Genomic DNA, 16,344 nt, shown 5'->3' with positions numbered 1-16,344 from the left:
CTTTTAGTCTATGCTAGATGGAACTAATCTCTTCGTTTGGGTTTTGGTCTTCTCTGGAAAGACTTGTTGTGACTTGATTTGGAGCCTGTTTTTTGTTGTTCGTTTTTCGCTTTTCCGGCTGTGTTCCCATTTTTCTTTGGAACGATTTTCAAGGAATATGGATGATTTTCTATAACCGGAATTTCCATGCGGATAGATTTTTCAATATCCATCAAGTATGCATATTCTTCGTCATCACAGAAAGATATTGCTCTTCCGTCTCTCCCTGCACGGCCAGTACGACCTATTCGATGTACATATGACTCGGGTATATTGGGGAGGTCAAAGTTGATGACATTTGCCAATTCGTCGATATCTATACCTCTGGCTGCTATATCTGTTGCGACTAGTAGCTTTAGGGAGCGATCTTTGAAGTTTCTTAGTGCATTCTGTCTAGCAGATTGGGACTTATTACCGTGAATGGCGGCTGCTTGGATTCCCTTTTTTTGTAAATCTTTCACGATACGATCGGCTCCATGTTTAGTTCTGGAAAAGACGAGTGCGTGGTCAATGTTTTCTACTTCAAGGAGATGGGTCAACAGATGACGTTTGTCGTTCTTGCTGACAAAGTATACTGATTGCTGTATTTTTTCAGCGGTAGTAGACTCAGGGGTCACCTCTACTTTGCTAGGGTCATTAAGAATGTGAGAAGATAATTTTTGAATTTCGGAGGGCATTGTTGCCGAGAATAGCAATGTTTGCCTTTTTGTTGGGATAATATTGATAATCTTCTTTACATCGTGGATAAAACCCATGTCTAGCATACGATCTGCTTCGTCTAGAACGAAAAATTCTAGACTCTTAAGGTCTATGTATCCTTGGTTGTAAAGATCCAATAGTCTTCCTGGAGTAGCGATGAGCACATCAATTCCTTTTTTTAACGCATCGCGCTGCGGTTGCTGTCCAACCCCACCGTATATGACTAGGTTGCGGATTTGTAAATCCTTGGAATAGGTATTGAAATTTTCGTGGATTTGGATGGCCAATTCACGTGTTGGAGTCAACACGAGTGCTCGAATCTGTTTTTTTGCTGTCTTTTCTTTTGAATAGGACAGCATCTGTAAGATAGGTATGGCAAATGCAGCTGTTTTTCCGGTGCCTGTCTGTGCACAACCTAATAAATCCCTTTTTTGAAAAATAATGGGAATAGCCTGTTCCTGTATAGGTGTAGGGGTTTCGTATCCTGAAGCATCTAAAGCCTTGAGGATAGGAGCTATAAGTTTTAAATCTTTGAATTGCAAATTGTTGAAATTTAATCATATTCGACTCTATGTCTGAGTCAAACTTTCGCAAAGGTAGTCAAAAGAATAGCGTTTTTTTTGTTTTGAAAACTATTTAGCTAAAACTATTGTGAAGTTGACATTTACCAAAACCTCTGAATCTACTCTAGATGACCGCTGATAGTGTTCTGAGCTCTATTTCTATCATATTTGCGCGTTGAATTGGATGTCGAAGTCTATAGGTGATATTTTTTTGGAAAGGATTATTTTACTGTGATTTGGGACATGGATGTGGAGTAGGGTAGGTGCAATATGGTGCATCCATACTGCATCTACCTGTTCAATCCGTTGTACTTAGCTAATGAGCCCGGAGATGTATTGCATCAAGAGGCCGCAAATGTAACCTCCATAGGTACCGACCGCGTATCCTAATACGGCCATCAATACGCCTACGGGGGCCAGGTATTTGTTAAAAGCGGCTGCGACTACTGGTGCCGATGCAGCTCCACCAATGTTGGCTTGGCTCGCTACGGCAACGTAGAAAAAGGGGGCTTTTATGATTTTGGCCACTCCTAACATGAGGATAATGTGAATCAAAATCCAGACGGCCCCTACCAGGAAGAAAATGGGATTATCCAATAAGGCTTTGATATCCATTTTCATACCGATAGTTGCTACAAGAATATAAAGCAGTATGGATCCCATATTGGATGCGCCATAATTTTCTAATTTGCGTGCAGGGGTAAAAGAAAGCACCATTCCGATGGTGGTCGCAATGATAATGACCCAAAAGGTAATGCTGGTCAAGGAATATTGCTCCGCACCTGGCCATACCTCTTTGAACCATGGGCCTATCTCATTGCCCAGGAGGTGGGAGAGTCCGGTTCCGGCAAATCCGACTCCAAGTACTGTAAACCACTGGGCTACGGAGACATCTTTGACTCGTTGAGCCAGATGAACGGATTCTAACCGTCGTTGTAAATCATAAAGGGCATTACTGTCAGCCTTGAAAAATTTATCAATTTTATCCGCTTTCTGTGCCCCATAGATGAGAAGTCCCATCCAGATACTGGAAATCAGCACATCTACGGCTACCATTTGTCCAAATAATGCTTCTGATGATCCGAATACTTTGAACATGGCTGCTTGATTGGCGCTGCCTCCGATCCAACTGCCAGCAATAGCGGCAAACCCTCGCCAGGTATCCTCGCCATTAAAGGTTAAGATAGAGGGGAAAATGCTACCTAGTAAGGCTAGTGCTATGGGGCCGCCAATTACGATACCGATAGCGCCTGTGAAAAACATGATAAGCGATTTGCTTCCCAATTGCTTGAGCCCTTGTATATCAATGCCAAGTGTGAAGAATATCAAACTGGTAGGCAGGAGGTATGTCGAGGCCATTTCATCCAATTGTGATACCTCGCCGTTGATGATGTTGAATGAATTCAGAATGGCGGGTACAAAATAACAAAGTACCAGCGAGGGGCAATATTTGTAAAACTTTGCCCAGAAGCCATCTTTTTTACTAGAAGTGTAAAAAATAAAACCGAGTATGCCCATTAGTAATCCAAAGACGACTGCGTCGTTGGTAATAAGGGGGGAGATGATGGGTAGCTTTTCTTCCATTTGTGTTTAAAATTGATGATTGGTGGGGTGAAGTTATGTAATATTTGTAACTTATCGAGTGATTGATTTTGAAAAGTGCATAAAAACGCACTATTGATTGTAAAAATCTAGTGATGCTATTTATCAAATGGAGTGTTATGTTTTGAATGTCAATGAAAAAGTCTAATTTTATGGTTACAGTTATATAGACATGAACCAAAATAGAAGAACTTTTCTGAAACAAAGCGCAGTTTTTGCAGCTTCTCTAGCAGCTATCCCCACTATTGGGTATGGTGCGGCAGCGAAAAAGATTAAGGTAGGCCTGATTGGATGTGGGGGGAGGGGCACCGGTGCGGCTTCTCAGGCTTTGGCTGCTGATCCTCAAGTAGAAATCACGGCATTGGCTGATGTTTTTGCAGATCAGCTAGAAAATGCATTGACCTCTCTGAAGGAAATTGATCCAAAACGAGTAAATGTCGAGGAGAAAAATAGATTTGTAGGCTTCGACGCTTATAAGAAGTTAATCAACTCAGGCGTGGACGTGGTGCTGCTTTGCTCGCCGCCTAATTTTAGGCCTGATCATCTAGAGGAGGCTGTTAGGGCCGGAAAGCATATTTTTTGTGAAAAACCTGTTGCGGTAGATATTCCTGGTATTCACCGTGTCAGCAAGGCGGTGGAGCTAGCTAAACAGAAGAAACTGAATATTGTGTGTGGATTTTGTTTCCGCTATTCACTACCGAATCGAGAAGTCATTAAACAGGTTCGAGCTGGAAATATTGGTGATATCAAGGGCTTGTCTACTACACGATATGGAGGCGAATTGACCTTTAAGGAAAGACAGCCGAATTGGAGCGATATGGAATTCCAATTACGTAATTGGGTGTTCTATACTCGTTATTCGGGTGATATGTTGGTGGAGCAGGCCATCCATAGCGTAGATTTTATGTCGTGGGTGATGAATGATGAGCTTCCCAAAACTGTGACGGGTACTGGCGGGCGCCAGAGCAAACCATGGGATAAGTTTGGAAATGGTTATGATCATTATGCGCTGGAGTATGCTTATCCTGAAGGCTTAAAATCCTATCATTTTAGTCGACAACAGAATGGAACTGCTTCGCGTAACAGTGTCGATGTGATGGGGACGCAGGGGCAAGTTGACGTGAAGCTGATGTCAAGCTATGAAATATTAGGCCAACATCCTTGGAAATATGCTGAACGTTTAAATAATATGTACCAAACCCAGCACGATGAATTATTTGCGGCTATCCGGAATGGACAAGTCATCAACGATGGCGATTCGATGACCAAATCGACTTTGTTAGGTATATGGGGACGTACAGCGGCCTATACCGGTAAGGCGATAAGTTATGAGGAGATTATTAATTCTCAGGTGGTATTGGGGCCACATTCGGATGAATTTAGCTGGGATATGCAAGGTGATCAATCGCCGATTCCGCGTCCAGGATTGACAAACTTTGGTTAGATTTCGGTAGTAAGATTCATGCAAAATATAAAAATACTTGTGGTTGGCTGCGGCAATATGGGGGCTTCCCATGCGCAGGCCTATCACGATTTAGAAGGATTTGAAATTGTAGGCTTGGTGTCTAGAGGGAATAGTAAGCATGTGCTAAATGAGAAATTGGCCGCACAATATCCTTTATTCGACGATTATGCGGAAGCATTGCTAATCTCGAGACCTGATGCTGTTTGTATTTCTACCTATCCCGACACCCATGAATCCTATGCAATAATGGCATTTGAGGCGGGGGCACATGTGTTTATTGAAAAACCGCTTGCAGATACTGTCTTGGGTGCGCAACGCGTGATCGACGCTGCTGTGCTAGCTCAACGAAAGCTTGTTGTCGGATATATACTGCGCTATCATCCTTCTTGGGTCAAATTCATTGAAAAAGGAAGAGAGATGGGCTCTCCATTGGTGATGCGTATGAACTTGAATCAACAAAGCCATGGCTATATGTGGGATGTGCATCGTAATTTGATGAAGAGCTTGAGTCCTATTGTAGATTGTGGTGTTCATTATATTGATGTGATGTGTCAACTAACTGATGCTAGACCGGTACAGGTCTCGGCAATTGGAGCTAGATTGACTGCTGATATTCCTGAGGACAATTATAATTATGGACAATTGCAAATACGATTTGAGGATGGAAGTGTAGGCTGGTATGAAGCAGGGTGGGGCCCTATGATTAGCGAGACTGCTTTTTTTGTCAAGGATGTAATCGGACCGAAGGGCTCGGTTTCTATCGTAGCTGACGACGCCTCCAAATCCGGACATTCGGATAGTGTAGCTGCGCATACTCAAACGGAATCAATTCGTATACATCATGCGACGATAGATAGTGCCAATAGATTTGTGAAGCAGGATGAATGGTTAAATTTGAAGGATGAGCCCGATCATCAAGAATTGTGCAATAGAGAACAACGCTTTTTTTTGAAGGCCATACATGAGGACTTGGACTTGTCTAAGCAAATGCAGGATGCTATCAATAGTCTGCGAATAGCAGTAGCTTGTGACGAATCTGTCAAGAGTGGGCAAATTATTAAATTATAAGCCCAATTGACCAATTCTACCAAGTTGCTAACCCTAACCAACCTAAATTATTCATGAAAAAAAATATACATTTTGACGCGATTGTCATCGGTTCCGGTATTTCTGGAGGATGGGCAGCGAAGGAGCTGTGTGAAAAAGGGCTCAAAACACTAGTGTTGGAACGTGGTCGTGATGTCAAGCACATCAAGGACTATCCTACAGCAAATGTTGACCCTTGGGGCTTCGATCATCGAGGACAATTGCCTCTTCAAGTGAAAACCGAAAATCCTATTGCATCGAAATGCTATGCTTTTAAAGAGGATGCGCTTCATTTTTTTACAAAGGATGAGGAGCAGCCTTATATCCAAGAGCAGCCTTTTGACTGGATTCGAGGATATCAAGTGGGGGGGAAGTCGTTGATATGGGCTAGACAAGTGCAACGGTGGAGTGAGTATGATTTTGAAGGGCCGGCGCGCGATGGTTTTGCTGTAGATTGGCCAATCCGGTACGCGGATATTGCGCCTTGGTATAGCCATGTCGAACGATTTATAGGAGTCTCTGGAAATAGGGATGGAGTGGCGGCAATGCCAGATGGTGAATTTTTACCGGCTTGGGATATGAATGCTGTAGAATTGAGTATCCAAGATAAAATCCATTCACACTACACCGATCGTCGCGTGATTGCGGGAAGATGTGCGCATATTACGAAACCACAACCGGTGCATATAGCACAGGGACGTACACAGTGTCAGGCGCGCTCATTGTGTCAAAGGGGCTGTCCATTTGGGGGCTATTTTAGCTCGAATGCATCAACCCTTCCATGGGCTATGAAAACGGGTAATTTGACTGTCAGGCCACATAGTGTTGTGCAATCTATTATTTATGACGATGCTTCAGGGAAAGCTACAGGTGTACGGGTAGTAGATGCCGAAAGTATGGAGATTCATGATTTTTTTGCAACCGTGATTTTTCTGAATGCTTCTGCATTGGCTTCGAATATGATTTTGATGAATTCGGTATCTAGCCGTTTTCCCAATGGTCTTGGAAATGATAGTGGTGTGTTAGGGAAATATATCGCTTTTCACAATTATTTGGGTTCTATGGGGGGGACTTTGGAGGGATTTGAGGATAAATATTACTATGGACGACGTCCTACGCAACCCATCATCCCTAATTTTCGAAATGTAAAAAAACAAGAAACCAATTTTTTGAGAGGATATGCATCTTTCTTTGGCGCTTCGCGAGGAAGAGGAGTGGCGAATGAGAGCGATTCTTTAGGCGGGGCTTATAAAGATAGCCTGATGCAGGTTGGAGGATGGGGTGTAGGAATGATGATGCAGGGGGAAACCATTCCAAAGGAATCCAATCATGTGAGGCTGAGTGCAGATCAAAGAGATAAATATGGTATGCCGCTGTTAGTGACCTCCATTTCTTACGATGAAAACGATCATAAATCGAAAGCGGATTTTTGGAGCCAAGGGGAGGAGATGCTAACGGTAGCTGGAGTCAAAAACATCGTAAAACATGATAGTAAACAGAATCCTGGTCTTGATATTCACGAGATGGGCGGAGCGAGAATGGGAAGGGATTCTAAAAGCTCGGTACTGAACAAATGGAACCAAGTTCACAGCTGTCCTAATGTTTTTGTAACAGATGGTGCATGTATGACTTCTACGGGCACTCAAAACCCTTCTATTACTTATATGGCGCTAACGGCAAGAGCTGTTAATTATGCTGTGGAGGAGATTAAGAAGAAAAATATCAAATAAATTTCCTTATTGTCGACAATTGGTCTTTATTTTGTGACTTCTAGAAGTCATTAAGTCTTTGTCTATGAAATTGAAAATTTGCTTGGTCCTGTGTGTATGTGTATTTGGTCCTGTTTCTTATCTATATGCCCAAGAAGGTGTGTGGCAATTGGAGCTCGAAGCAAGTGGTGAAAAACCTGTAGAATGGTGGAATAAACGTAAATCTGGCTATATCGCAGATTTTGAGCAGGCTGTGATGGAGACGTTTCAACCTAATGGGAAGAAAATAGAGTTGCAAGAACAGCTTATTTTATCGAAAGATAGAACAAAGGCTAGTAATTTTTATACCAAATCTTTTACATATTACCAGTATCCAGAGAAGCTTGTCTTTTCTTTTTTGGAGGGCGATGATATGATTATGAAAGATCAGTTGTCAGATATTTATAAGGTTACAGCTCCTTCTGCTATCTCGGATTTGAAGGATGGTGAGGCCTATTTAATCATAGGGACAGTAGAAGGAACCAAGGAGTTGCGGGGGTATACTTGTAATAAACATACGCTCACATTTGGAGAGATGGGGTTGGGAGAGAACCAGTATACGGTATGGTGTGCTGCAGCATTACCGGCTTATTCTACAGAAGTATTGCCTTTTGGTCGGCATCTTCCAGGAGCCATCTTCCAATTGGATTTCAGTAAAGAGGATAGTACCCTCGGTTTTTTCGTAACTAAAGCTGAAAAGCTTCCCGCCCTAGGATCCTATTTTGAATTGCCAAATGAAGTCGAAGTTGTAGAATTGACCCCTTTGGATAGTGATGGTACAGGACAGGGGGACGAGTCTTTGGTCAATAGTTTTCATAGTGCATTTTCATTAGAGGACGGTATCCAGTGGTTTCAAGATGTACGAGCGGGGTTAAGTGTGGTGGGCGTAAGGAACGAAAATGGAGACATATTGCTCCCTGCAGTCTATCAAAGTGCCGAACGAATAAATGAAAATGTAGTGGCAGTCACTGACATCGAACAACGCTATTGGTTGATGAATGCTGCTGGCCAATTGTTAAATAAAGTGGCATACAATCATTTTCTGCCTATTGATGATGCTATCTATTCTTACCAGACAGATGCTGAATGTGGATTGGCAAATCTTGATGGAAAAATCTTAGTGGGACAACTGGAAGATATACAACCGCTTAATTCGACCTATGTATTTGCCAAAAAGGGAGGACAGTATGGGGTCATGGATCTCAAAGGAAATTTCGTCTTGGCACCTACCTATCATAAGGTGAAATGGAATTCGAATGGAGAGCTAAACCTCCTGGAAAAGAATGGAGATGCGGAAATGAAAACTGTCAGCGCAAGTGAATTTCTCAAAGAAATCCATAAGTAATTGTAGCAACTCGGGTATTAAATTCCTATTATTTGAAATTCGGTCCTTCGGTTCATTGCTTTCCCTTCTTCGGATTGATTGTCAGCTATGGGTTTAGACGATCCATATCCTTTAGATATCAATCTTGTGCTTGTCACTCCGTTCTTAATCAGATAGTTTACAACGGCGAGTGCTCGACTCGTTGATAATGCTTGGTTGAGCTGTGAATTTCCGGTATTGTCGGTATGTCCACTGATTTCAATTCGTACATTGGGATTGTCAGTGAGAAATTTGACCAAAGTGTTGAGCTCGCTTGTGGAGGATGGAAGTAGTTCATGCTTGTTTACTTCAAAGAAAATGTTATTGAGCGTTGCATTCTTGCCAGTCTCAATCGGTTTTAAGAGGATATGGGCTTCAAATTCTTCGTTGGTATATTGGAGTTTATCAAGGGCATATTGTTTAGATTCGAAGAGGTAACCTTTTTCTTGGATATGTACTGCATAATGATGTCCAATCGGTAGAGTGGCCAGAAATGAACCATCTTGAATATCGCTTACATCTTCAAATACGACCTTATTCGTCAATGTGTTGGTAACACTTATCGTTGCGGAGAGTGGTTGCTTGGTATTGGCATTTAACACCAGACCTTTAATAAAAGCGACGGGCTGGGGACGTGTCCCTACTGGCATCTGAAAGCTATATAGGTCTAATTGTGCATCTTCACCCAATTCGGTCGAAAGGAACCCCATTTTACCATTCATACTTACATGTAGTGCATTCTGCTCGTAACAATTGTTGATGGGCGAGCCGAGATTTTGGGGAGTGGACCAAGCACCGACTGAGTCACTTTCGCTGATAAAGATATCTTTTCGTCCAAACCCAGGCCATCCGTTAGAAGCAAAATAGAGGCTTTTATTGTCTGCATGGATATAAGGCGCACTTTCATCAAATGTGGTGTTGATTTGCGTACCTAGATTGATGGCAGTGGTCCATTTGTTGTCGGCATTGAGGGTGCTTTTCCATATGTCATACCCACCTACGCCACCAGCTCTATTGCTGACAAAATATAGTGTTTTTCCATCGGCACTAATAGCCGGCTGTGATTCCCAGCCTTTAGTGTTGATGGGATGGCCTAAATTGGAGGGCTCACTCCAGATCCCATTCTCTTTCTTTGACACGTAAATGTCGCAACTTCCAAGCCCATTCGGCCAGTTACATCCTGTGAAAAACAGGTACTTACCGTCAGGAGAGATGCAATGGGCACCTTCATTGAATGCCTCGGAATTGATGTAACCTACTAGTTTTGTAGCTTCAGTCCATGCGCTGTCGATATAGCTGCTTTCAAAAAAGTTCTCTTGATTATTGGTCTTTCGCGTGAAGATGATCGTTTTATTATCTGCAGTAAGTTTTGGGAAATATTCGTCATCAACCGAGTTGATAGCTGCGGATAATTTGTGCAGTACAAACTGGTGGTCTGGTCTATAGGTAATGCTAAACTGACAGTCGGCGATGTATTTGTTGACAAGCAGTATGCTTTTTTCGGATAATCGACTCTGATCCTTGTATTGGGTAAGGTAACTAAGTGCTTCTGGATAATGTCCGGTGAATAAACTTGACTCACCTATGCCGAAGTAAGTGAGTGGTGTTAAATTTGGATCATGGAGAAGTACCTGCTGATAGGCTTGTCTGGCGTCTTCGTACCTGCCAGATTTGCGATATACGTCACCTAAAGTCTGATAGGCAGAGGCAAATGTTTTGTCATATCTGATTGCCTCTAATAATAAGGGGATGGCATTGCGCTGTTCGCCTTTTTGTATCAGTCTATTGGCAGCAGTGTACTGTTGCTGCGCCTTGGAATTAGCAGAAGGTTTTTGGCCTGATGCAGGATTTAGCATAGCACACATGAGTAATAGTATAATATAGCGTATTGTCATTTGTCAATCCATATAATTAATAGCTAAAGGTATCAGTTTTTTAGATGGAATGGAATATGGACATGATTAAATGTATTGCCAGGCTTTGAAGCTTTACGATTTTTAAAAAAGTGACTTACGAAAGACGTGGTACGATAAAAATTATCAATTATGAGAATGTTTTCAGTAAAATTTTCGGAATGAAATGTAATGTTTGTAATTCCGATGTATTCTTAAGTACTTTATGTTTTTATAAGTAGTTGCAGTTTAGAAGGTTGTCTATTAGTGGGGTTTGATGAATACTGTTTCTGATTTAATAGTCTTAACATATAAAATGACATCTATATTCTTTGGAAAGAAATAAAACAAACTCATATGAATAAGTTTTTAAAATCGATTTTTGTCGTATATTTTGTTGCTTTTTTAACTTCAATAACTGTTGCTCAAGTGAAAAACTACGACTGGAAGGAATCATCAGAAGGAGGGTATACCTATAAGTATGTCACGAATGACCCGACGCAAGCCCGTTTCTATACACTAAAAAATGGCTTGACAGTCATTTTGAGCCCAAGCAAGAAGGAACCTCGTATCCAAACATATATTGCTACTAAGGCCGGAAGCAAGACAGATCCTAAAGATCATACGGGACTGGCGCACTATTTGGAACATCTATTGTTTAAAGGTACGGACAAGTTTGGTACTAAAGATTGGGCCAAGGAAAAGCCACTATTGGATCAAATCGATGCCCTTTATGAAAAATATAATTCGACATCGGATGAAAATCAACGTAAGCAAATTTATGAGGAAATAGATCGGGTGTCGGGTGAAGCCGCGAAGTACGCTATTGCTAATGAATACGACAAGTTGATGAGTGGTATGGGGGCAGATGGTACCAATGCATTTACATCATTCGAGCAGACAGTATATATTGAAGACATACCGAATAATGTGGTAGATAAGTATTTGGCTGTGCAGGGAGAGCGGTTCCGCAATCCTATATTCAGACTATTCCATACCGAGCTAGAGGCTGTTTATGAAGAGAAAAATATAGGATTGGATAATGATAATAGGAAATCTATTGAAGCCATGTTTGAAGCGATGTTTCCTAATAATAATTATGGGAGACAAACGGTGATTGGAACAGTAGAGCATTTAAAAAACCCCTCTCTTAAAGCGATTAGGGAGTATTTTGAAACCTATTATGTGCCGAATAATATGGGAGTAATCATGTCAGGTGATTTCGACCCGACAGAGATGGTAAAAAAAATAGATGCTACTTTTGGATATATGAAGGAGCAATCATTACCTCCGTACGTAATCGAACCGGAAAAGGTAATCGAAGAACCTATACTACGAGAGGTGAAAGGCCCAAATGCTGAATATCTATTTTTGGGATTTCGTTTTCCAGGAGCAGCGACTAAGGACGCACAAATGCTCAATCTATTGGCGAATATGTTGACAAACGGGTCAGCAGGTCTAATCGATTTGAATTTGGTGAAATCCCAAAAACTATTGGGCGCGGGTGCTTTTCCCTATGTTTTGAAGGATTACTCCATGTTGATACTCCAGGGTAATCCGACCCAGGGCCAATCCTTGGATGATGTTAAGAATTTGATATTGGCCGAATTGAACAAGTTGAGGAAGGGTGAGTTTTCAGAGGATTTAATCACCTCTATCGTCAATAACGAGAAGAAAAGTGAAATATCTCGAAATGACAGCTATAAGGCGCGGGCCGAGGGACTAATGGATGCCTTTACTTCTGGAGTGGATTGGTCATCAGAATTGAGTTATTCTGATAATCTATCCAAAATTACAAAACAGGATATCATAGAATTTGCCAATAAATATTTAAACGATCGTAATTATGTGGCTGTGTACAAACGTCAGGGCATAGATGAGAATGTAGTAAAGGTGATTAAACCGTCCATTACACCAATCACTGTCAATAGAGAAGATCAATCTGATTTTTTAAAAAGGATAGATGCTCTGCCAGAGAATGCTATCAAGCCTGTATGGATCGATTATAGCAAAGATGTAGAGAAGGCTAAGTTGAAGGATATTGACATAATTGCAGTACAGAATAAGGATAATGAGTTATTTAGCTTGGTGTATCAATATAAAATTGGCAAATGGAATAATAAACTACTGTCTCTGGCAGCCAATTATCTAGAATTCTTGGGTACGAAAGATAAATCAAGCGAAGCCTTTAGCAAGGAGTTTTATAAATTGGCCTCTGATTTTAGTGTCTCTTCCGGAAACGAAGAAACGAATATTGCCGTTTCTGGTTTGAGTAGTAATTTTGCGAATACAGTGACATTGATTCATGATTTGATTAAGAATTGTGTGGTGGATCAAGCGGCTTTCGAAGCTTATATCGGGCGATTGAAGAAATCACGAATCAATGCCAAGGAAAATAAAGCGACTATCATGGACGGGCTCAAGTCTTATGCTAAGTATGGCGCAAGTAATCCATTCAACTATACGTTGTCGGACACAGAATTGGATGCCGTAAGGGCGGAGGATTTAGTCAAATTGTTGCATGATTTTGCGAACATGAAGCATACTATACTGTATTTTGGACCTAAGTCCACAACGGACTTGGTAACGAGTTTACAACCGTTGAAAACCGGTGAGGGGGTATATCTGGAAATCCAAAAAGCACAACCTTTCAAGGAGTCTCCGACAATAGCGAACAAGGTATTGTTGGCAAACTTTAATATGAAACAGGCCGAGGTTTTTTGGTTCAGAAATTCGGAAACCTACAATTCTGCCTATGCACCTACTATATCCTTGTTTAATAACTACTTTGGAGGAGGTATGGGAAGTATTGTGTTCCAGACTATCCGTGAATCGAAAGCACTCGCCTATTCTACCTATGCATTTTTTGGACAGCCGTTTAAGAAGGGGAATCATTATTCGGTGGGTGCCTATATTGGGACCCAAGCGGACAAATTCAATGACGCTGTAGTTGGAATGAATGAATTGTTGAATGACTTGCCCGAATCAAGTCAGGCACTAGAGACTGCAAAAGTAAGTTTGATTAAATCAATAGCGAGTGAACGTATCACTAACTCTGCGATATTGAGTAGCTATCTTGCAGCGGAACGTTTAGGGAATAAAACAGATATAAGAAAAGATGTTTATGAAAAGGCACCGAGATTAACCTACGGGGATTTGAAAGCTTTTCATGCAAAGGAAATGAGCAACAAACCGTATGTATACTGTATTGTAGCGCAAACGGAAAATCTCAAATCCGAAGACTTACAGAAGTTGGGCGAGGTGAAAAAACTTTCATTAGAAGAGATTTTCGGCTATTAGATCCACATCAGCCTGTAGGAATGGGCGGCTAATGGCCGCCCATCTTATTTTTAAAAAATATACTGTGAAGAGGACTGTGGAATAATAAATTGTCCGTGATGTGTGGATAGCCGATTTGAAAATGCTACTTTTGGTTTCGATTATCGATCCATCAACCTGTTAGGAAAAGTATGAAAGAAAAGGGCGTATCTTCAATTGTTGTTAAACTGATATATTACATCTTTTTTATTTCGATTTTTTTATCAAATGCAAATGCAAGCCAAGTCGAGGGGGAGATTGCAGGATTGGAGTTCCAGTTGTTTGATAAAAATGAAAACCTATACTATTCGGAATCTTCTGACCATCGTTTTTTCTGGTTGAAAGGACAATTTTCGTTGGATCAGCTAGGGCAATCATTGGTGATGCAGATCCCCTCTCCACATTTGCAAGATATGGAGCTATATGTGTACCGAGAGGGAAAGCTTATCTCTATTTCTGATGCAAATAAAGATTCCGAAGGAAAGTCATTTGTGCGGTATAACCAATTTCAGTTTGATACCGACAGTACCCAATTTTATATAAAAAGCAAAAATTCAATGTTTGAGGGACTGGAGATTATCGTGGCCCCCAAGGATACGTTCTATCAACAGGAAAGTACCAAATTACTCCGGATAGGACTTTATTATGGGCTTGGTCTGATGTCTATCATCTTTAATTTAGTTTTTTTTCTGATTTTCAAAGACCGACGTTTTATTGCCTATAGCTTGCTTCAGGTGGGCGTTTTTGTCGAATTTTTCTACGAGGACGGCATGTTCCACTATTTGTCTTCAGGAAGGTTGGTCTTAGAAAATCTATTAGTGTACATGGTTCCTTTCACGGCCACTTTAGCTTGTGTATTTGCTTATTATTTCTTGGATCTGAAGCATGCTTTCAAGAGCTATTGGAAATACATTGCGCCTGTAATAGCTCTTGCTTTTATAGGTCTCATATTGTTCTTGATATTTGAGTGGGGAGGATTTGTAGCGCTGATCAATATTTCAAGTTTAAGTGCAGCGTCTATCGCTATTGGAATTGCTGTTAGGCAATTTAAGAAAGATGTTTATGCTCGATTTTTGGTTCTTACATTTGGGGTTATCGTTCTCTTTGGCGTTGGGTTTGTCCTTAATCAAAATTTTAACCAAGCATGGTTGTCTTTTTTTGATATGGATACTTTTAGATTGGTTAGTGCATTTGAAATCATTAGTATTAGCTTTGCTATTATTTTTAAAGCGCGGTCGTTGCAAGCTGAAAATGAGCAGTATAGATTGGAGATTAATCGCTATCTATACCAACTCAAAGAATTGACCACCACCCAACCTAAAGAAGTGAAACCGACTGATCCTGACCGTAACATTATCGAAACGTTGAAATCAAATTATCAACTTACGGAAAGGGAGACAGATGTACTTCTTGGCATATGGGAGGGATTGTCCAACCAAAGCCTGGCAGATAAACTCTTCATATCTCTGAATACGGTAAAATATCATGTCAGTAATCTATATCTCAAATTAGAAGTGAAGAACCGAACCCAAGCGGTCAAGATTAAAGATAAAATAGCTTTATAGTAAATCGTCAGCTATTTGCCTAATCTTTCGAGGTCCTCCAAAATCGCGGTCGTATAGTCAACACCATTCAGCTCTGATGCTTGTGGAAGGGCTCCAGGACTAAATACGTTGATTTCCATTATCTTATCTCCAACAATATCTAGACCCACGAAATACATGCCATCGTTTTTTAATTTGAGAGCTACCTTTTCCACAAGCTGTAGAATTTCGGGTGTAATGATGGCTGCTTGGGCTTTAGCACCTTGGTGGATGTTGCTGCGGATTTCTCCTGAGGGTTGTACGCGATTGACACTAGCATATTTTCCATCTACTACAATTGGCCGACCATTGAGAAGGAAGAAACGAATATCTCCTTGTTGAGCGGCAGGGAGATATTCTTGGGCAATAAGGTAGCCATCTCGGCATATCACCTCTACAATTTGTTTGAGGTTTTTGATTTCGTGTTGATTTACTAAGAAGACATTTTTACCGCCCGAACCCTTAAGTGGCTTAAGGATAATTTGTTGACCTTGCTGTTCCAAAAATTGCTTAACATCATCATAGCTTCGGGTTACGATGGTACGGGGACGAATCTCTTCTGGAAAATTCTCTAGGTATAATTTGTTTTCGGCATCTACGAGTGCGCGCGGGTCATTCAGTACTTGTACTCCTAATTTTTGTGCCATTTCGGCAAACTGTAAACCCATTGAAGCTGCCCAAGGACGCCCGATCATATCGAGTACGGGGTCAAATCGCAACCACATGATATCAAATTCCTGCACCAGTATTCTTTTCTTTGGTGTATCACGTAGTACATCGAGTAGCTGCTGTGTGTCATCAATTGTGTCGAGGTGATGAACTGCACGTGCATGTGCGGCGACCTTGGTCTCATCAAGATAGACAAAATCAGCCAGTCCAATATAGTAAATGGAGTGACCGCGTTGCAGCGCTCGCAAGGCCAATAATGTAGTTGTAAAGCTAGCAGCTTCTTTGTGTGTCTGATTGATAATAAATGCGATGTTCAT

General features: G+C 41.2%; 10 protein-coding genes. 6 read left to right on the top strand and 4 right to left on the bottom strand.

The genetic code is table 11. The features are described 5' to 3' along the window. Window positions 1-23 precede the first annotated feature (23 nt). The gene (locus tag OQ289_RS14795) at window positions 24-1,280 is read right to left on the bottom strand and encodes a DEAD/DEAH box helicase (RefSeq protein ID WP_270087632.1); all 1,257 of its coding nucleotides are present in this window, start codon (window positions 1,278-1,280) and stop codon (window positions 24-26) included. A gap of 333 nt (window positions 1,281-1,613) precedes the next feature. Beyond that, on the bottom strand, window positions 1,614-2,885 hold the full coding sequence (locus OQ289_RS14790; protein ID WP_270087631.1) for a DUF819 family protein: 1,272 nt from the start codon (window positions 2,883-2,885) through the stop codon (window positions 1,614-1,616). Between the two features lie 190 nt (window positions 2,886-3,075). Here OQ289_RS14790 and OQ289_RS14785 point away from each other — a divergent pair, with 190 nt between their 5' ends. From OQ289_RS14785 to OQ289_RS14770, 4 genes are all read left to right on the top strand, one after another. Further along, window positions 3,076-4,347 carry a Gfo/Idh/MocA family protein gene (locus tag OQ289_RS14785; protein ID WP_270087630.1) on the top strand — a complete coding sequence of 424 codons (1,272 nt, stop codon included), beginning with the start codon at window positions 3,076-3,078 and terminating at the stop codon, window positions 4,345-4,347. A gap of 18 nt (window positions 4,348-4,365) precedes the next feature. Next, entirely contained in the window at window positions 4,366-5,436 is a 1,071-nt protein-coding gene (locus OQ289_RS14780; protein WP_270087629.1) for a Gfo/Idh/MocA family protein, read from the top strand. A gap of 53 nt (window positions 5,437-5,489) precedes the next feature. Then, the gene (locus tag OQ289_RS14775; RefSeq protein WP_270087628.1) at window positions 5,490-7,184 is read left to right on the top strand and encodes a GMC oxidoreductase; all 1,695 of its coding nucleotides are present in this window, start codon (window positions 5,490-5,492) and stop codon (window positions 7,182-7,184) included. A 64-nt stretch (window positions 7,185-7,248) separates the two neighbouring features. Then, window positions 7,249-8,547 (top strand): WG repeat-containing protein, encoded by a 1,299-nt coding sequence (locus tag OQ289_RS14770; protein ID WP_270087627.1) that lies wholly within the window; start codon window positions 7,249-7,251, stop codon window positions 8,545-8,547. 17 nt (window positions 8,548-8,564) lie between these two features. On the opposite strand, the gene OQ289_RS14765 is transcribed toward OQ289_RS14770, so the two are convergent. After that, window positions 8,565-10,421: an OmpA family protein gene (locus OQ289_RS14765; protein ID WP_270087626.1), complete on the bottom strand. Its 1,857-nt coding sequence runs from the start codon at window positions 10,419-10,421 to the stop codon at window positions 8,565-8,567. Window positions 10,422-10,814: 393 nt separating this feature from the next. On the opposite strand from OQ289_RS14765, the gene OQ289_RS14760 reads away from it, so the two are divergent. Next, window positions 10,815-13,757: a M16 family metallopeptidase gene (locus tag OQ289_RS14760; RefSeq protein ID WP_270087625.1), complete on the top strand. Its 2,943-nt coding sequence runs from the start codon at window positions 10,815-10,817 to the stop codon at window positions 13,755-13,757. Between the two features lie 170 nt (window positions 13,758-13,927). Beyond that, window positions 13,928-15,340 carry a LuxR C-terminal-related transcriptional regulator gene (locus tag OQ289_RS14755; RefSeq protein WP_270087624.1) on the top strand — a complete coding sequence of 471 codons (1,413 nt, stop codon included), beginning with the start codon at window positions 13,928-13,930 and terminating at the stop codon, window positions 15,338-15,340. 11 nt (window positions 15,341-15,351) lie between these two features. Here OQ289_RS14755 and OQ289_RS14750 read toward each other — a convergent pair whose 3' ends face one another. After that, window positions 15,352-16,344, bottom strand: a complete 993-nt coding sequence (locus OQ289_RS14750) for a glutathione synthase (RefSeq protein ID WP_270087623.1) — start codon at window positions 16,342-16,344, stop codon at window positions 15,352-15,354.

Source organism: Sphingobacterium sp. SYP-B4668 (genome assembly GCF_027627455.1).
Taxonomy (GTDB): Bacteria; Bacteroidota; Bacteroidia; order Sphingobacteriales; family Sphingobacteriaceae; genus Sphingobacterium.
This window is presented reverse-complemented; position numbering and strand designations above follow the sequence as displayed.